The sequence below is a fragment of the Streptomyces fagopyri genome (genome assembly GCF_009498275.1).
Lineage (GTDB): Bacteria > Actinomycetota > Actinomycetes > Streptomycetales > Streptomycetaceae > Streptomyces > Streptomyces fagopyri.
In genome coordinates this window covers 8478186-8496256 of the sequence record NZ_CP045643.1, presented here as the reverse complement: position 1 = coordinate 8496256, position 18071 = coordinate 8478186, and the positions used below count along the sequence as shown (strand labels likewise).

14 protein-coding genes are annotated in these 18071 nt (G+C 72.4%); 8 read left to right on the top strand and 6 right to left on the bottom strand.

Annotated elements, in window-relative coordinates; genetic code table 11:
• Nucleotides 1-4: 4 nt before the first annotated feature.
• Complete coding sequence (locus tag GFH48_RS36700) at nt 5-1003, top strand: hypothetical protein (RefSeq protein WP_153292369.1); 999 nt, start codon at nt 5-7, stop codon at nt 1001-1003.
• 514 nt (nt 1004-1517) lie between these two features.
• The gene (locus tag GFH48_RS36695) at nt 1518-2867 is read left to right on the top strand and encodes an aminoglycoside phosphotransferase family protein (RefSeq protein ID WP_228121157.1); all 1350 of its coding nucleotides are present in this window, start codon (nt 1518-1520) and stop codon (nt 2865-2867) included.
• Nucleotides 2868-3298: 431 nt separating this feature from the next.
• Here the strand turns inward: GFH48_RS36695 and GFH48_RS36690 are convergent, their stop codons facing one another.
• Entirely contained in the window at nt 3299-4753 is a 1455-nt protein-coding gene (locus tag GFH48_RS36690) for an APC family permease (protein WP_153292368.1), read from the bottom strand.
• 202 nt (nt 4754-4955) lie between these two features.
• Between GFH48_RS36690 and GFH48_RS36685 the strand changes: the two genes are divergently transcribed.
• Nucleotides 4956-6137: an ROK family transcriptional regulator gene (locus GFH48_RS36685; protein WP_153293293.1), complete on the top strand. Its 1182-nt coding sequence runs from the start codon at nt 4956-4958 to the stop codon at nt 6135-6137.
• A gap of 130 nt (nt 6138-6267) precedes the next feature.
• Nucleotides 6268-7233, top strand: a complete 966-nt coding sequence (locus tag GFH48_RS38760; protein WP_228121153.1) for a hypothetical protein — start codon at nt 6268-6270, stop codon at nt 7231-7233.
• Here the strand turns inward: GFH48_RS38760 and GFH48_RS36675 are convergent.
• On the bottom strand, nt 7134-8570 hold the full coding sequence (locus GFH48_RS36675) for a M6 family metallopeptidase (RefSeq protein WP_153292367.1): 1437 nt from the start codon (nt 8568-8570) through the stop codon (nt 7134-7136). The two genes, GFH48_RS38760 and GFH48_RS36675, sit on opposite strands and share 100 nt — an antisense overlap.
• A 233-nt stretch (nt 8571-8803) precedes the next feature.
• Here GFH48_RS36675 and GFH48_RS36670 point away from each other — a divergent pair, with 233 nt between their 5' ends.
• Nucleotides 8804-9067, top strand: a complete 264-nt coding sequence (locus tag GFH48_RS36670; RefSeq protein ID WP_153292366.1) for a GlsB/YeaQ/YmgE family stress response membrane protein — start codon at nt 8804-8806, stop codon at nt 9065-9067.
• Between the two features lie 251 nt (nt 9068-9318).
• Here the strand turns inward: GFH48_RS36670 and GFH48_RS36665 are convergent, their stop codons facing one another.
• The gene (locus tag GFH48_RS36665; protein WP_153292365.1) at nt 9319-10092 is read right to left on the bottom strand and encodes a GNAT family N-acetyltransferase; all 774 of its coding nucleotides are present in this window, start codon (nt 10090-10092) and stop codon (nt 9319-9321) included.
• A gap of 559 nt (nt 10093-10651) precedes the next feature.
• On the opposite strand from GFH48_RS36665, the gene GFH48_RS36660 reads away from it, so the two are divergent.
• Complete coding sequence (locus tag GFH48_RS36660) at nt 10652-11401, top strand: MBL fold metallo-hydrolase (RefSeq protein ID WP_153292364.1); 750 nt, start codon at nt 10652-10654, stop codon at nt 11399-11401.
• A gap of 240 nt (nt 11402-11641) precedes the next feature.
• Here the strand turns inward: GFH48_RS36660 and GFH48_RS36655 are convergent, their stop codons facing one another.
• Nucleotides 11642-12496, bottom strand: coding sequence for a GNAT family N-acetyltransferase (locus tag GFH48_RS36655; protein ID WP_153292363.1), 855 nt, complete (start codon nt 12494-12496; stop codon nt 11642-11644).
• 325 nt (nt 12497-12821) lie between these two features.
• On the bottom strand, nt 12822-13541 hold the full coding sequence (locus GFH48_RS39965) for a chaplin (protein WP_228121457.1): 720 nt from the start codon (nt 13539-13541) through the stop codon (nt 12822-12824).
• A gap of 365 nt (nt 13542-13906) precedes the next feature.
• Here GFH48_RS39965 and GFH48_RS36645 point away from each other — a divergent pair, with 365 nt between their 5' ends.
• Together GFH48_RS36645 and GFH48_RS36640 are read left to right on the top strand one after the other, a co-directional pair.
• Nucleotides 13907-15508 carry an alpha/beta hydrolase gene (locus GFH48_RS36645; RefSeq protein WP_153292361.1) on the top strand — a complete coding sequence of 534 codons (1602 nt, stop codon included), beginning with the start codon at nt 13907-13909 and terminating at the stop codon, nt 15506-15508.
• Between the two features lie 149 nt (nt 15509-15657).
• A complete protein-coding gene (locus GFH48_RS36640) occupies nt 15658-16176 on the top strand; it encodes a DUF4232 domain-containing protein (protein WP_153292360.1) in 519 nt (172 codons plus the stop codon).
• On the opposite strand, the gene asnB is transcribed toward GFH48_RS36640, so the two are convergent.
• Nucleotides 16169-18010, bottom strand: a complete 1842-nt coding sequence (gene asnB / locus GFH48_RS36635) for an asparagine synthase (glutamine-hydrolyzing) (protein WP_153292359.1) — start codon at nt 18008-18010, stop codon at nt 16169-16171. The two genes, GFH48_RS36640 and asnB, sit on opposite strands and share 8 nt — an antisense overlap.
• Nucleotides 18011-18071 lie beyond the last annotated feature (61 nt).

The window sequence follows — 18071 nt, the reverse complement described above, 5'->3', positions numbered from 1 at the left end:
AACCGTGTTCTTCAGCCGACACAAGGCCGAACCCCCGCAGGACGGCCGGGACGGGTCCGCCGGCCGTGCGGCCGTCGGCGGGCCGCGCCTCGTGGAGGAGGAGACGGCCTTCCTGATCCCGCAGTCCGAATGGAAGCAACTGGCCGTCCGGCTGGACACGCTGGACGCGCTGGAGACGCGGCTGCGGAAACTGGAGGCGGACGCGGTCACGGAACGGGCCGCCGTACGTGCGCAGACACGGTCCGAGATGGGCGAGTGGGCCGACCGGGTGGAGCGCCGGATGCGGGGGTTCGACACCCGGCTGCGGGACACCCTGGCGGGGTTCCGCCCGCTCGGCGAACGTCTCACGGAGCTGACGACCCGTCATGATCAGGTGGACGAGCGGACGCTGGCCCTGGAGAGCACCGTCGCCGACACCCGTCGCCTCCTCGACGAGTTGGGCGAGGTACTGGATCTGGTGCGGGTCGCCCAGGTGGAGGAGCGCACGGACCTCACCCGGGAGGACTTCCTCGTCCACTACGAACTGGCGGACCGGCTCAGGGCGTTGTACACACAGCGCATGCCCGACCTGGTCCAGCCCCGGCTGGCGGCGGAACGCCCCCGTGATGTCGTACGCCGTCAGGCCGAGTTGATCCGACGGCTGTGCCTGGCGCTCTTCGGCCCGGAGGGTCGCGACGGGGTGGGCGATCCGGATCTCGACGAACTGACCCGCATCACGACCGACACCGGGCGGGTGGGGCTCGACCAGCAGCACCAGCGGCTGTTGGAACGGGTCGGCGCGGAGGCCACGAACCTGTCCCGGGCCATGAACGAGAGCGGCTACGCCAGCCGTTTCGACTTCTCGGTGGAGCCCGCCACCGTGGCCGACCCCCGGGAGCACGCTCTCTGGCTCTCCTGCGAAGCGGGTCGCCCCGTCGCCTTCGTGGTGTGTCCCGGCTACCGGGCGGCGGACCGGCGGCTCCTGGAGCCGCTCGTCTTCACCGAGTCCGGCGGGGAGGGCTGAGGACCGTGCGGAAGCTTCCCTGCCCGGACGGACATCGTCTCCAGGCCGGTGCGTCGCGATCCGGCAGCGGCTCCCCCGCGGGGACCGGTGCACCGGTGACGTCCTGTGCGACCGCGACCGGGGCGCGGACCCGGCGCGGGAAGAAGGTTTCGGTCCGGGGCGCGCGGGGGGCGCTCCGGCCCGGAAGTCCGTACGTGAGCGGGTGGGCCGGCTCGTCGGTGACGCGCCGGCCCGCGGCCGGGACCCGCTCGCGCGGCGGCGGGTGACGAACGGCCTCCGGACGCGCGGCCACGGGCAGGACCCGCGGCGGGCCGCGCCGGAGGCCGGAAGAGACCACCGGGCCCGAGGGGGACGGGGGAAGGAGGGGGAGCGGAGTGCCCGATGTACGTCCGACGGGGGAAGTTCGGACCTGCGGTGACGGGCCGCGGCCATCGGTTCCGCTCCCCCTCCGGCAACTGCGGAACCGGCTCGATATTCGCTCGCCGGAGCCGCCCGGCTCGCCCACACTGTCGCCGTGACGAGAACGGTGAGTGCGTGGGTGAGTGCGGGTGACGAACTGCTGGGCGGCGTCGGGCCGTTCCCGGTGGACATCCCCTGGTGGTCCGAAGCGGCTCCGGTCGTCGACCGGTTGGAGAAGCTGCTCGGCGTTCCCGTGCTGGTGCTGCGGCTGCTGGACGTGGACGGGGGCGAAGGCGGCCGGGACGGCCATGTGACCTATCACGTCGAGGCGTTGGGACGCCCGGCGCCCGGCACCCTCTCGAGGCAACGGACCGTCGAACCGCACCTGTTCGGCGCCGACGAGGTCTTCCGGTCACCCTGGGCACGGGCGGACGGTCTGCGCGAGCTGTTCGGCTGGGCCGAGGAGACGCTGGCCGCGGCGGGTCGGCCGGTGACCGGTCCGGTGGAGCAGCGTCGTACGTGGAACCTCGCCGGTCTGTTCCGGCTTCCCACGGCGCGGGGCCCGGTCTGGCTCAAGGCGACGCCACGTTTCGCCGCCGACGAGGCCGCCGCCATCTCCGCGTTCGCGCGGGTGGACACCGGTCTGGTCCCGGTGCTCGTCGGTTCCGCCGAGCGGCGCGTCCTGATGGAGCACATCCCCGGCGTGGACTGCTGGCAGCCCTCCGCCGAGACGATCGGAGCGGCCATGGAACGCATGGTGGCCGCACAGGTGGCGCTCGCGGAGCTGGGTCCCGAGTGTCTCGGGGGCGGCTCTTCGCCGTCGGCCCACGTGGGCGGCCCGGACCAGCCGGCGTCCGGGGACGGGCCGCCCTCCGCCGGCTCGGTGGACGAACGGCCGTCTCCGTCCGGCGTCCCGGACCGGCGCGTACCGGACCTGGTCACCGCGGTCCACGCCCTGCTCGACGGACCGGCCGCGAGGGAGCTGACGGCACAGGATCGGTTCGCGGCACGGGAGTTGACGCGGCGCTGGGAGACGCTCACCGAGTGCGGTCTGCCCGACACCCTTGTGCACGGCGACTTCCATCCCGGCAACTGGCGCAGCGACGGCGGCCCGCCGGTCGTCGTGGACTTCGCTGACGCGCACTGGGGGCATCCCGTCCTGGACGGTCTGCGCGTCCATCACTTCCTCGCCGAGCCCGGCCGCGCGACGGCCGCCCGCGCCTGGAGCGACGCCTGGAAGACCCGGGTGCCGGCGAGTGACCCGGCGCGCGCGCTCGTCCTCGCGGAACCGCTCGCCCAACTCACCTACGCCGTCCGCTACCAGGAGTTCCTGGACGGCATCGAGCCGTCGGAGCGGGTCTACCACGAGGGGGACCCGGTGGACGCGATCCGCGCGGCACTGCGGTCCGCACGCGAGCCCAGCCCGCACCTGGCGTCCGCGGGAACCCCCACCGAGGCGAGGTGATCCCCGACGGGTCACGCGTCCGGGCGACGGGACAAGGGGATTCCTGCCTTTCCTGCCCGGCCGCCCCGTGGTGCCCGGGCACCCAGTCGTCCCCGCCCTCTCCATGATCACGGACGACGAGCCGGTGGTCAGGACCGCGAAGGGGCGGGAGGTCGTCCCGCGGACCTGGCACCACCCCGGCGACGGCGGGCGGGCGGCCGCCGACAGCCCCCGGTTCGTCGCGGTGCCGGAGGGGTCCAGGGTGCGCGCGGCGGTGAGCGGCCCGCGCACGCGGTCGAAGGCGGCCGTTGCCGATGAGGCGCACTCCTCGCGGGTGGGTCGAGCGCTCATGGGTCTCACCCGGAGGGCGGGTCCTGGCGCCCCGGGGCGCCGCGGTGCCGCCGTCCGGCCGGTGGGCGGACGACGGCACCGCGGCGGCCCGGGGCGCTCGCTCAGGTGGCGGCCGGTTCCACGTCCGGTGACGGCCCGGTCAGGTACTCCTCCGAGATCTCCTTCGGCCCGAAGGGCCACACCTTCTCCAGCCGTGCCCAGACCACGAAGGCGACGCAGCCGAGGGCGAGCCAGGCCAGGGACCATTCGATGGGGTGGCGGCCCGGGGAGTTCTTGTCCGCGTAGCCGTAGATGGTGAGCCAGCCGACCAGCGCGATGAGACTCGGGATCGGGTAGAGCCACATCCGGTACGGGCGCCGCAACGCCGGCTGACGTCGGCGCAGCACCGACAGGGCGACGATCTGGGCGAGCGCCTGGACGATCACCATGACCGTGGTGAGGAGCTGGATCAGCGTCGCCAGGTCGGTGTGGCGGCCGATGAGGAAGCCGATCCCGGTGATCACACCCATGGTCGCCAGGCCCAGCATCGGGAAACGGTGCCTGGGGTGCAGTTTCGCGTACGGGCGGAAGAAGACGCGTTCGCGGGCGGCGTCGTACGGGACGCGCGAGCCGCCCAGCAGTCCGGTGAAGACCGAGGCGAACGCGGTGATGAGGATGAGGACCGTGACCGTGTCGGCGGCGCCCTTACCCCAGGTCTCCTCCAGGACGGCCGAGGCCACGGAGGTGGAGGCGATGTCGCCGGGATCGCTCATCCGGTGCCAGTCGACGACACCGAGCGTGCCGATCTGGAGCAGGAGGTAGATCGCCATGATGCCGAGGATGGAGAAGACGATGGAACGCGGCAGGGTACGGCCCGGGTCCTTGATCTCGGCGCCCATGTACGCGGTGGTGTTGTAACCGAGGTAGTCGTAGATGCCGATGGTCAGGCCCGCGGCGAACCCGACCCAGAAGTGGCTGCTGGTCAGCTCGAAGGCGTGCGCCGGATACGTGAAGGCCAGATGCGCGCTGAAGTCGGTGGCCGCGGCGACGATCACCAGGAGCACCGAAGTGATCATGACGGCCCACATGACGGCCGTGATGCGCGCGATGTGCTCGACGCCGCGCCACAGGAGCGCGACGACCAGCACGATCATGCCGAGGCCGATCAGGTCCCCGGTGGTCCTGCCCATGTCGGGGGCCAGATATCCCAGGTACTGGACGAAGCCGACCACGCCGGTGGACATGATCAGCGGGATGAAGAGCATGGCCGTCCAGACGAACAGGAACGGCATCAGGCGTCCGGAGCGGTACTGGAAGGCCTGGCGGAGATACACGTAACTGCCGCCGGAACCGGGCATGGCGGCACCGAGTTCGGCCCAGATCAGGCCGTCCGCGAGTGCCAGCACCGCACCGGCGACGAAGCCCATGATCGCCTGGGGGCCGCCGAACGCGGCGACCATCAGCGGGATCGTCACGAACGGACCGATCCCGCACATCTGGCTCATGTTGATGGCGATGGCCTGGAACAGGCCGACGCGGCGGACGAAACCGCCGGTGGGTGGCGGACTGCCGGACATGGGTCCTCCTGTGATCGGGACGAGGGGAGAGAGGGACGGCGTACGGGAACGGCCCGGATGGCGGCCGACGGATCAGGGGCGGCGGGTGACCGGCCGGCGCTGGGCTCCCCTTCGTTCGCCCGGCGAGGCTGACTGGGCGATAAAGTTAAGGAGCCTTACTAGATGCGTCAAGGGGGTGTCATGAATGCGTGAGAATGGAGCGATGTCCGCCCGCGACGCCAACGAGCAGCCCGAACAGCCCTGGAACCGCCGGCGGCTGCGCAGCACCAACGAGCGGCTTCTCCTCGACCGGTTGCGCGCCGGAGGTCCCGCGTCGCGGGCGCAACTCGCCCGCAAGACAGGGCTGTCGAAGCCGACGGTCTCCAGCGCGCTCGCCGCGCTGGAGGAGGCGGGACTCGTCCACGAGGTCGGCACGCACGCTCCGGAACGCGGCCGGGTGGCGGTCCTCTACGCCCCGGACCCCGCGGCCGGTCACGCGCTCGGCATCGACATCGGCCGCGGGTGGCTGCGCGTGGCGCTCGCGGACCTGGACGGCGCCGTGGTCGCACGCGCCGATGTGCGCAACCGCGCGCGCAGTTCGGGGGCGATGGCCGACCTCGTGGTGACCACCGCCCGCCAGGTCGTCGCCAACTCCGGCCTCGGCACCGACGAGGTGGCCCACGCGGTGGTGGGCACGCCCGGCGTGTACGACGAGAAGCAGCGCCGGGTGCGGTACGCGATGCATCTTCCGGGCTGGGGCCGGGCGGGTCTGTTCGACCGGATGCGCGAGATGCTGGGCATCCCGCTCGAGGTGCACAACGACGCCAATCTCGCGGCGCTCGGCGAGTACACGTACGGCGTCGGCGCGGGCAGCCGGCTCTTCGCGTACATCATGATCGGTACCGGGCTCGGCATGGGGGTGGTCAGCGAGGGGCGGCTGTTCACCGGGGCGCACGGCGGGGCCGGGGAGATCGGGTTCCTGCCGTGGCCGGGGCAGCAGAAACCGGAGACGCTGGAGGACGCGGTGTCGGGCGTGGCCGTCGTCGAGGCGGCGCGGCACTTCGGCATGACCGGACAGCTCACCGCGAAGGCCGTCTTCGACGCGGCGCGCGAGGGTCATCCCGCCGCCGTGCGGGCCGTCCGGCTGGAGGGCGAGCGGATCGCGCACACGGTGGCGGCAGCGGCGGCGGTGCTCGATCCCGATCTGGTGGTGCTGGGCGGCGGGGTGGGCCACAGCATCGACCTGCTGCTGCCGCCCGTCCGCGAGACCCTGCGGACGCTCACACCGCTGCGGCCGAGGATAGTACCCGGTCGGCTGGGCGAGGACGCGGTGCTGCTCGGCGCGGTCGCCACCGCGCTGGGGACGGCCCGGGACGTGGTGTTCGACCGGCGGTCGGCCCTGTGAGAGCGTGCCCGCGGCGCTCGGACGATTGACACCACCGACGTGGCGACCTAGCTTGTGGGCCCAGTTAGTAAAGTTTCCTAACTTGCAGTGCCGTAGCGCGGAGGATCCCCCACCCCCAAAGGAGACCACCGTGTTCGACCGCTCTGCCTCGCGTCGGCGCCTGACCGCGGCCGCCGTCGCCCCGAGCCTCCTGGGCACCCTCTCGACGAGCGCGTGGGCGGGGTCCCATGACACCCGGCCGGCCGCCGCCACGGCCGTCCGTGCCACGCCGGTACCCTCCACGGCGGGCAGCACCACCGCGCTCTCCGGTTACGCGATCCAGTCGACGGCCAAGGTCACGGACTCGGCGGCCGACGTCTCCAGCCCGGGCTGTCCGGCCGCCGGCTGGTATCCGGCGGGCTCGCGGTCCACCGTCCTCGCGGCGCTGCTCACGGACGGCGTGTACGCGGACCCGTTCTCCTCGACCGCCCAACAGCGGATCCCCGAGGCCGACTTCACCGACTCACGCGGCAGGACCGTGAGCCGCGACGTGTACTGGCTCTCGACCCGGGCCGACACCCTCGACCGGGCGCGCACGGACTCGTACCACACACCGACGACGGCCTACGCGGACCTCACGGGACTCGGTGGGACGGCGCGGGTTCCGGTCACCGCGACGGCCTCGACCACAGCCGGTCCCCGCTACACGTCCACGACGACGGTCACGGTCCGCGGCCCCCGCACCGGGAAGACTCCGTCGCTGCTCACCGACGTACATCTGGTGGACTCGAAGGGCCGGCCCGTGCTGCCGGTCCGGTGGTCCGACAACCAGGTCGGCCTGTGGCCCGGCGAGTCGGCGACATTGACCGCCACCTACCGGACCGCGGACCTGCACGGCGCCGTCCCCGGGATCCGGATCTCGGGGTGGAACACGCCCGGAGAGGACCGTGCCGGCGGCCTGAGAACCGGCGGGGCGCGCCCGTTCCCGGGCCCGCCCCTTCACTCACCCGCCCGCGCTCAGCTCACGTTGAGCGCCGTGTCGTCGAGGACGAACGACGTCTGCAGCGTGGAGCCCTCGGTACCGGTGAACTTGACCGTGACCGTCTGCCCCGCGTAGGCGGACAGGTTGAAACTGCGCAGCGTGTACCCGGACGCGGCGTTCAGGTTCGAGTACGTGGCGAGCGTCGACAGGACCGTGCCGGCACTGTTCAGCACCTGGACCTTGAGGGTGTCGTACGCGGTGCTGGTGGTCGTCTCGGCCGTGTCCACGTGGAGGTAGAAGTTGAGCGTGGCCGCGCAGCCGGACGCGACGGTGACCGTCTGGGCGAGCGTGTCGGTGTGGGCGGAGCCGTAGCCGTCCGTCCATGCCTTGTACGAACCGGTGCGGGCGGCCTCGCCGGTGCTGTTGGTGATCACGCCGCTGCTGGCGGTCCAGGAGGTACTGCCGGACTCGAAGCCGGGGTTGGCGAGCAGCTGGCCGGCGGTGCAGGTGCCCCCACCGCCTCCGCCACCGGTGCCGCCGGCGCCGGCGAGCCACTCGGTGGCGTTCAGGGCGAGGGCGGCGTTCGTGGCGCCGGTGTCGTTCCAGCCGTCGTACAAGGTGTTGCCGGACTGCCCGGTGCCGTCGTCGATCGGTGAACTGTCGCCCCAGAAGGCGACCTTGCCGCTGCCGAAGGTGCTGGTGGCGAAGAACGCGCCGGTGTTGCCGGAGTAACCGCTGCGGTAGACCAGGCCCTTGACGGCGGAGTTGTCGGACGGCTTGAGGGTGGCCGTCGTGCCGTCGGCGATCAGGCTCTTCGTGACGGTGCCGAACGAACCGTGCAGGACGGGGTTGGTGCTGTCGCTGATGGCCGCCGGGTATCCGGAACCGACGTCGAGCGTGTCGATCGAGAAGCCGAACGGGTCCGTGGAGTCGACGCTGTTGTCGGTCATCAGGTCGTTGAAGATCTCGACCGCGTCGTAGCCGTCGTTGTTGCGGTCGGCGCCGGTGTGGTCGGAGATCATGAAGAGGCCGCCGCCGTTCTTCACGAACGTCATGATGGCGGTCTTCTCGGCGGTGGTGAAGAGCGTGTTGGGCTCGGGAAGCACCAGTTCGTCGAAGTTCGACAGGTCGGTGGCGGCCGTTGCGCCGTAGGTGAGGCCGGAGCCCGCGGGGAGTGTCCTGAGGCTGTAGTCGCCGGTCTTCTGCAGGGCGACGCCCCAGGAGGAGAGGGCCCCGGTCCAGTCGGTCTCGGACGACGGTGAGGAGTCCTGGCCCAACGGGTCGGGCTGGCTGGTGGAGATGATCCAGTCGGCGTTGCCCGCGGTCTCGGCATGGCCGTTGTCGAACAGGACACGGTGTGTGGTCGCGGCGGCGGCCGGCGCGGACGCCTGGACGGCCGCGCCCGTGGTGACCAGTCCGAACACGGCCAGCGCCGAGGCGAGTCTGTGACGGGACGTTCTGAATCCAAGCATCCGGCGAACCTCCGTGGGGGTGGGGAGAGGCGGTGCGGGCGCCCAAGTCTCCGCGCGTAGAAAGGTGATCGGCCGTCTTCCGCGCGAAAGATTATTGAACGGTACATGGCAATCACCTCGACTGCACAGGAGCCCGTCGGGTCGGATCGAGGACGGCCGGGAAGGGGAACGGACTGTCTGCGCCGGCAGGGGGAACACCCCTAACTGCGGGGTCCACACTCGAAGGGGCGGACATGGAGATCTCAGGCATCATCAGTGCCATCGTCATCGGCATCATCATCGGCGTACTGGGCCGGCTCGTCATCCCGGGACGCCAGCACATCGGCATCCTGTGGACGATCGTCGTCGGCATCGTCGCCGCGTTCATCGGCGCGGGAATCGCCTCGGCGTTCGGCGTGGCCGACACCAAGGGCCCCGACTGGATCGAGTGGTTCATACAGATCGCCGTCGCGGCGGTGGGCATCGCGGCGCTCGACCGCGTGAAGGTGCGCCGCTGACGCGCCGGGCGGGTACACATCGGCGCACTGCCCCGATCCGGTAGGCCCCGGCCATTCCCTCGCGGGGCCCTGAGCGTGACACGACGGTTCCGCGGGCTTCACCCCGCCCCGCGGAACCCGCACGGAGATCGCGCCCCGCGGGCCGGCCCGAGACCGGCCCGTCGAGCCCTCGACGCGGCCGTCCGGACCACGCGGGCCGGATGATCCGCGCGCGGTCCGCGCGACAAGCGAGCGCCGTCCGGGCGGCGGCACTACCCGTGGACGTACGGCGTCGTCGTGGTCAGCGGCTGGAAGCCCAGGCGGGCGAGGACCGGGCGGCTCTGGCTGGAGGCGTCGACCTGGACGTAGCGGTAGCCGCGGTCGGCGGCCACCCGGGCACGGTGGGCGACGAGGGCGCGGTAGATGCCCCGGCCTCGCCAGGACTCGACGGTGCCGCCGCCCCACAGACCGGCGAACCGGGCACCGGGCACCATTTCCATGCGGGCCGCGCTCACCGGCTCGTCGCCTGCGAGGGCGACCACCGCCACGACGTTGTCCTCGTCACCGGTGAGCTGCGCCAGCAGTTGGTGACGCATACGGCTGCTGTCGGTACCGAAGGCCTGTTCGTGGACGTCCGCGACGAGATCCACGCCCGCACGGTCGGTGACGGGCAGGAGCCGTACGCCCGCGGGAGGTTGGGCGTCGAGCGCCAGATCGCCCAGCTCGGCGATCATCAGCGTCTCCTCGGGCTGCGCGACGAACCCGGCGTCCCGCAGGCGCTGTCCGAGGTTCTCCGGCTTGTCGTGGCCGTACAGCTTCCACTCGAACTCCCGGCCGAGCTCGGCGAAGTACCGCACCTGCCCGGCGATGGCCGCGTCGGCGCCCGAGGCGTCCAGATCGGACCAGATCACCCCGTTCCAGCCGTGCTCCGCACCGACCTGGCGCACCACCTTGTCGACGCGCTCGACCCGGACCCCGGGGCCATCGGGCCGCGCGTCCTCCCGCATGTCCCGGTCGAACAGGGCCAGTACCGCAACGTGATCCATGGGGTCACTCCAGCATCCTGCGACGCATACGGCAATGGCATTCCCGTGAGGGTGTCGGCCTCCCGTGCTCACCCGACGGCGTCACCGCAGGTCAACACTGGTGCGGTGAGGGCCGGTCGGGCGCCCGGCACCGGCCGGGTCCACCGTCGCACGACCAGAGATCGATCCCCGGATCCGCGCCGCGCCCGGACCCCGCGCAGGGGAACGCCGTATCGCCGTATCGCCCCACCGCCCCACCGGCGTACCGGCGTACCGGCGTACCGGCGTACCGGCGTACCGGCGTACCGGCGGCGGCGTACACACCCGGGGCGTCGGTGCCGGCGCGGTACCGGACGCCGCGAAGGCCCGCGGGCCGAGCCTCCCGCACGAGGAGTGGAGACGGTCCGGCGGGTGTTCGCCTGCCCCGTGGGCCACGCCGCCGGGGCCCGCGCACGGCGTCCGGCCACCGAGCGCTCCGGGTCCGCCGACGGGGCTCCGGGGCGCGCGCGATACCTTCGCCCTGACACGGCCCGGCCCGGCGCAGCCCGGCCGGGATGGGATCTCAAGCATCGGGATGGTCATGCGCGAGGACGCGATCGTCGAGGTAGCTGCCGGAGTTCATCTGGTTCACGGCAGCAACACCAACTGGGTGATCCTGAGCGAGGGGGACGCCGTCACCCTGATCGACACGGGGTACCCCGGCGACCGTCCGGACGTACTCGCCTCCCTGGACGCGCTCGGCCACTCCCCCAAGGCGATCGGCGCCGTCCTCATCACGCACGCGCACAACGACCACCTCGGCTCGGCCGAGTACCTGAGCAGCTCCTTCGGGGTCCCGGTGCATCTGCACGAGGAGGAACTCCCGCACGCGCGCCGGGAGTTCCTCCAGCAGGTCAGCGTGGGTACGGTGATGCGCCAGGCCTGGCGTCCCGGCGTGCTGCCGTGGGCCCTGCACGCCATCCGGTCGGGGGGCACGGCGGACGTCCGGATGACCCGGCCCGAGTCGTTCCCCGGTGAGGGGCCGCTGGACCTGCCCGGCCGTCCGGTGCCGGTGCACACGCCCGGGCACACCGCCGGGCACTGCGTCTACCACCTCCCGGACGCCGGTGTCGTGATCTCCGGCGACGCCCTGGTCAGCGGTCACCCCACCTCGCGGACGCACGGCCCGCAGCTGCTGCCGAACATGTTCCACGCCGAGCGCACGATGGCCATCGCGTCACTCGCGCGTATCGAGACCCTCGCGGCCGACGTGCTGCTGCCCGGCCACGGCCCGGTCCACCACGGCTCCGTGGGCGACGCGGCGCGCCGCGCGCTGGAGCTCGCCGACTGACACGGACGGTCCCGTCCCCACCTCGCGGACGTACGCCCGTGAGGTGGGCCTCGGCCTGTCCTCGTCGCGAGCCGGGCCGTCGATACCGTCCTGGGGCGCGGGCGCGCCCGCCCTGTCCCGGGCCTCGCTCCCGTCGATCGCGACCGCATCCGGTCTCGGGCCGCGGGTCACGGCCGGTCGTGTCCGGCGCACCGCGCCGACGCCGACCGCCGTACCCCCTCGCGGGCCCGGCGCGGACCGTCAGCCGAGCTCCAGCGTGGTGATGCCGAAGACCCGTTCCCGGGCGAACGGCCTGACCGGTCCGGTGTACATGCGGGCCGTCTCGAAGGAGGGGGTGAGACCGAACTCCTCGGCCAGGGCCACGCCCGCCGTGTTCGTCCGGGGGACGTCGACGGTGATCCCGCCCCCGGGGGTCTGCGCGCCCAGCGCCAGCAGGAGGGCCCGTGCGTCTCCCGCGGTGTCGGCGAACAGCGGGCCGACGCGCGGACGGTCGAGGGCGGGCCGGACGACCGCGTAGCCGGTGAGCCTCCCGTCCACGACACGGACGACCGTACGGTGGCCCGGTTCGGCCAGCCACCGTGCGAGGAAACGGGGGCGGTCGGCCGGACAGCAGGCGCTGTCGTAGGCCGCGATGTCCGCCAGGTCGGCCGCCTCGGCGGGCCGCACCCCCACGGGCGCCGGCGCCGTCGGGGCCGTTCCGGTGAACCGGACGGTGCGGTGCTCGAGTGCGAACCCGGACCGGCGGTAGTTGTCCTGCTGCGCGACCACGCCGTCGAGTCCGACGGTCCGGCCGCCCGCGTGCGCCAGAGCCGTCTTCCACGTGGTCAGCCCGTAGCCGCGGCCACGCAGGCCCGGCCGTACGAGATAGAAGCCCAGGAAGGCGTGATCGGCGCCGTAGTTGACGACCGAGACGGCCGAGACCTGCTCCGCTCCGATCCTCCCGATGAAGAAGCCGTCGGGGTCCTGGGCGAAGAAGCTCGGGGCGTCGGACAGTCCCGGATTCCACCCCTCGTCGGCCGCCCACCCGGTGACCACCGACCAGTCGTCGAGCGTGGCCCGGGTGACGACGAGGTCCTCGGAGCCGGGGAAGGCCATCTGTGCGCTCCATTCGCTGGGTGGTGCCGGGTGCCGGACGCGGAGTCGGCTGCCGGGGTACGTGGGGACGTACGGGGCCGGGCGCGCCCGCACCATCTTTGCGGATCTCCACGGGGATTTCCGCCCCCACCGCCCGGCGGGCGCCCGGTCGGCCGGAACCGCTCGGCTCGGCTCACCCGCGGCGGAAACGGGAACGGAAGGGCGCAGACGCGGCCGACCGCGACGGGACATACGAACGGGCACGGGGCACGACACACGGCACGACATATACGAGGCCCCACCGGTCACGCCCGGTGGGGCCTTCCGCCGCCGTCGTACCGCCGGTTCAGCGGAGCGCGGCGGGCCTGAACCGCCGGTAGAGCACCGCCCCGCCCAGCAGGAGCGCCGCGCTCACGGCGATCGCCGGCACCGTCTGGTCGGCACCCGTGTGCGCGAGGGAGGCCATGGGCTGTTCGGCCGCCCGGTACGGCGCCTTCTCGGGCACGGCCGCCCTGGTCGGGGGCTTCGGCGCCGGGGTCGGCGTCGCGGGCCGGTCGGGCACACCGTCCGAGGTGTTCGTGGACGTGTTGCCCACCGAGGCGTTGCCGAGGCCGATCGCGGTCACGGAGTTGCCGCTGACGTTCACCGGAAGGTCGACCGGCAGTTGCAGGCCGTCACCGGAGAGCACACCGGGAGAATCCTTTCCGCTTCCCTGTGCGAGCGCCCCGCCGACCGCCGGACCCGAGGCCCTGCCGTTGTGCGCGCCGCCATGGCCGGAGCGCGGGCCGGCCGCACCGGGGCCGTGCCCGCCGACGCGGCCGCCGGTGCCCGCCCCGCGGACGGCGGCGCCGTCGCCGGCGTTGGCGCAGCTGTTGCCCGCCGCGGGGTTGAGGAGACCGGCCACGTTCACGGTGTTCCCGCAGGCGTTCACGGGGACGTGCACAGGGAGCTGGATGGTGTCGCCGGAGATCAGTCCGGGTGAGCCCGCCGTACCGCCCTGCGCCGCGGAGTCGGCGAACGCCGGCATCGTCACGGCCAGCGCGCCCGATGCGGCCGCTGCGGCGATCAATCCGTTCCGGGTAACCCGTTTCACAGGTTCCCTCCCTTTCAGACATGGTCGCGGGCACTCACCCGCACCGCGTAAAACGCGAGAGAACCATCCGAGTTATGGCTTATCGGGCTTTCACTCCATCGAGCGTCACGCTTATCGAACTGATCCGGGCGCGCCCCGAGCGGGCCGTCGCCGCCCCGGGCCGGAGTCCCCCGGGCACCGGGAGCCCTCCGCGATACCCGCGGTGTGTGGCGGGAGGGTGCGGCAAGTGAGTGCGGACCGTCCGCCCGGAGGCGCGCTCCCGGACCCCCGCCTATCGTGATTCGTGTCGTGACCGGGAGGGCATCCCGGTCCGGCTCCCGCTGTCCCTGGAGGCCCGCATGCTGTCCGTGCACCACCGCTGGACGTACGTCGGAGCCGGCGCGGCGACCCTGGTTCTGCTGACGGCGGGGCTGCCCTCGTCCGCCGTGGCCGCCGACGCCCCCGACCTGTCCCGCTTCTACCGCCAGAAGATCACCTGGGGGGCCTGCGCGGGCGACGGGATGCCCGCCGACCTCCAGTGCGGAAAGGTGACCGTCCCGCTGGACTACGCGCACCCGAAGAACGGGACCCTCGACGTCGCGCTGGCCCGGTACCGCGCGACGGGCAAGTCCAGGGGGTCCGTGCTGCTGAACTTCGGCGGTCCGGGGGGCGCGGGGATCGCCGAGCTCGCCCAGGGCGGCGGCAAGGACTTCATGGACCTCACCAACGGCTACGACGTGGTGACCTTCGATCCCCGGGGCGTGGGCCAGTCCTCGCCCGTGAGCTGTGGCGAAGGGGCCGACCAGACGTCCGACGCGGCGGGGACCGTCACCGACGGCGGCGATCCGCAGGCCGTGCTCAAGGCGCTGCGGAAGGTCGCCTCCGAGTGCGCGGCGCACTCCGGGCCGGTGCTGCTCCACATGGGGACGGTCGACGCGTCCAGGGACATGGACGTGATGCGCCAGGCGCTGGGCGACAAGAAGCTCAACTACCTCGGATTCTCGTACGGAACCCGCCTGGGCGCGGTGTACGCGGCCCAGTTCCCGAAGAAGACCGGCCGAATGGTGCTCGACGGGGTGGACACGCTCACCGAGTCGATGGCCGAGCAGGGGCTCGTGGGCGCCGAGGGTCAGCAGACCGCCCTGGACGACTTCCTCACCTGGTGCACCCAGGACGTGTCCTGTCCCTTCGGGGAGGATCCGCGCGAGGCCCGGCAGCAGGTCGTCCGGCTCGTCGCCTCGCTGGACCGGGATCCGGTGCCGACCGGTCTCGGGCAGATGTTCTCGGGCCAGGATCTCGCGGGTGCGATCGGTCAGGCGCTGTACAGCCGGGAGATGTGGCCGGCCCTGGAGCGGGCGCTCGGCTCGCTCGTCGAGGACGGTGACACCCAGGGGCTCATGCGGTTGTCGATCGGCGGCGCCTCCCTACCGGCGTCGCGCACGACGGGTACCCCGCGGGCGACGGCCGCTCCGCACGCCGGGCTCGTCGACCCCGCCGACATTCCCGTCGACAACCTGCCCGCGGCGTTCATGGCGATCAACTGCGCGGACGACCCGGACCGGCCGAGTGCCGAGCGGGCCGCCAAGGACGTGGACGCGCTGCGCACCGCCTACGAGCAGGCGTCGCCGGTCTTCGGCCGGTACCGGCTCACCCAGGTGCTGCTGTGCCACGGCCGCCCCAGGGGGACCGACTACATCCGTGACAAGGTGCGCAATGTGCGGACCCCGAAAATGCTGCTCGTGGGCACCCGCGGGGACCCCGCGACCCCGTACCGCTGGACCGAGGAGACCGCCGCCCGGCTCGGCTCCTCCGCCGTGGTGCTCGACAACAAGGGTGAGGGCCACACCGGGTACGCCTCCTCCAAGTGCGTGCACCAGAAGGTCGACGACTTCCTGCTGTACGGCTCCCTGCCGGACAACGGCAGTTCCTGCGGCCCGGAGAGCGGAAGGGACAACCCCTGACGCACGTGATGGAACCGGCGCGACGCGCTGAAGCCGACAAGTCGGATACAACCCCTTGTGCCCTCCGGTCGTCAGACTGTGCGGGCGTCGCCCACGCGCGCCGCACCGTACGTGACCGACCGTCGTGACCGAAACAGGGGAACCCACCGATGCGCTTCCGCTCCGTTCTCGCCCTTCCGTCCGCCGCCGCCGCACTGCTCCTCGCCGTGCCGCAGAGCGGTTCGGCCGCCACCGGTCCGGCCGCCGCGGCCCAGCCCGCCAAGTGCGCCGCCAGGTCCGTCGTCGTCCGCGCCCACCAAGCCGCCGACCCCAGGGTGGTGCACATCAGCGTGACCAACCGGTCCGCGCGGACGTGCACCGTCGACCGCATCCCCACCGTCGTCTTCGGAGATCTCGACGGGGCGGCCCTGCCGGTGCCCCCCGGTGACAGCGGGCCCTACCGGATCGGCGTGGGCCGGACGGCGTACGCGGCCGTACGGACCATCGCCGACCGCGCCGACCCCGAGGCCCGCCGGGTGGACTCGATCAGCGTCTCGGCGGACCCCGCGCGGTTCGGGCGTTCCTTCACGGCCCGGGAGCTGGGCGCGGGGGACGCCGTCCTCGTGTGGGAGCCGGTCACCACGTGGTGGCGGTCCTCGCAGGCCGCCGCCGACCGGCAGCTCAGCTGAAGGACACCTCCGGGGAGTAGAGGTCCAGCCACAGCGCGAGGTCCAGCGTCCGTTCCAGGCCCCGCCGCGACGCCTGCGTGATCTGCGGGGTGTCGCGGTGGGCGGCCCGGCGGAGCCGCTCGGCGTCCACGAGGTCGAAGACCGGATGCGTCGGCCTGGCCAGCAGGTCCTTCGCGTGGTCCTGGAGGGCGACCGCGTACTTGGGGTCCTGGGTGGACGGGTAGGGGCTCTTGACCCTGTCGTACACGGACTTCGGGATCACGTCCGCGGTCGCCTCCCGCAGCAGGCTCTTCTCCCGGCCGTCGAAGGACTTCAGGGCCCACGGCGTGTTGTACACGTACTCGACGAGCCGGTGGTCGCAGAACGGCACCCGCACCTCCAGGCCGACCGCCATGCTGGTCCGGTCCTTGCGGTCGAGCAGGACCCGTACGAAGCGGGTCAGGTGGAGGTGGCAGATCCGCCGCATCCGGTACTCGAAGTCGCTCTCGCCGTCCAGGCGCCGGATTCCGGCGACGGCCGTGCGGTAGCCGTCCGCGACGTACGCCTCCAGGTCCATCGCCTCGGTGAGGTCGGGGCGCAGGACGTCGGCGTCGTCGCCGAAGTCGCGTGAGAACCGGACGAGCCACGGGAAGGTGTCGGCGTTACGGGCCTCCTCGTCGAAGAACTGCAGGTAGCCGCCGAACACCTCGTCGGCCGACTCCCCGGAGAGCGCGACGGTGGAGTGCTCGCGGACGGCCTGGAACAGCAGATACAGCGAGGCGTCCATGTCACCGAAGCCCATCGGGAGGTCGCGGGCCCTGATCACCTTGGCCCGGACGTCCAGATCGGCCAGGGCCTGCGCGTCCAGCACGATGTCGCGGTGGTCGGTGCCGGAGGCGCGGGCCACGTCGTGCACGAAGGGGGTGTCCGGGGTCGCGCGCAGTTCGTCCGCGACGAAGTGGTCGGTCTGGCCGACGAAGTCGACGGCGAAGCTGCGCACCCGCTCACCGTGTTCGGCGAGCTGCCGGGCGGCGAGCGCGGTCATGGCGGAGGAGTCGAGGCCGCCGGAGAGCAGGGTGCAGCGCGGCACGTCCGCGACGAGCTGGCGGCGCACGATGTCGTCGAGGAGCGTGCGCACCGCGGCGACGGAGGTGTCGCGGTCGTCGGTCTGCGGCCGGGTCTCCAGTTGCCAGTACACGTGCCGGCGCAGACCGGAGCGGTCGACGGTGACGACGGTGCCGGGTTCGACCTCGTGCATGCCGTCCCAGATCGCGTGCCCGGGTGTCTTGACGAAGGTGAAGAGCTCCCGCAGACCGTCGAGGCGCACCCTCGCGCGGGCGAGCGGATTGGCCAGGATCGCCTTGGGTTCGGAACCGAACAGGACGCCGTCGGGGGTCGGGTAGTAGTAGAAGGGCTTGATGCCCATGCGGTCGCGGATCATCACGAGCTTGTCGTGGCGACCGTCCCAGACGGCGAACGCGTACATGCCGTTGAGCCGCCCGGCGAGCTCCGCGCCCCACTCCAGGTAGCCGCGCAGCACGACCTCCGTGTCGGAGTCGGTCGAGAAGCCGTGACCGCGGCCGGTCAGCTCACGGCGCAGCTCGGTGAAGTTGTAGGCCTCGCCCGAGTAGACCAGCGCGACCGTGCCCTCCGGGGTCGCGGCGGTCATCGGCTGTCGCCCACCGGGCAGGTCGATGATCGCGAGCCTGCGGTGTCCCAGGGCCGCGGGGCCCTCGGACCAGGTGCCGCGGTCGTCGGGACCGCGGCAGGACATCGTCTCCGTCATTGCGTCCAAAGTCTCGCCCTCGGCACGCAGATCGCGGTCGAAGGAGACCCAACCGGTGATGCCGCACATGCGTTACCTCCTGCGTCCGGTTCACCGGGAGCCGCCACGCTCACCTGCACCTACAGGGTCG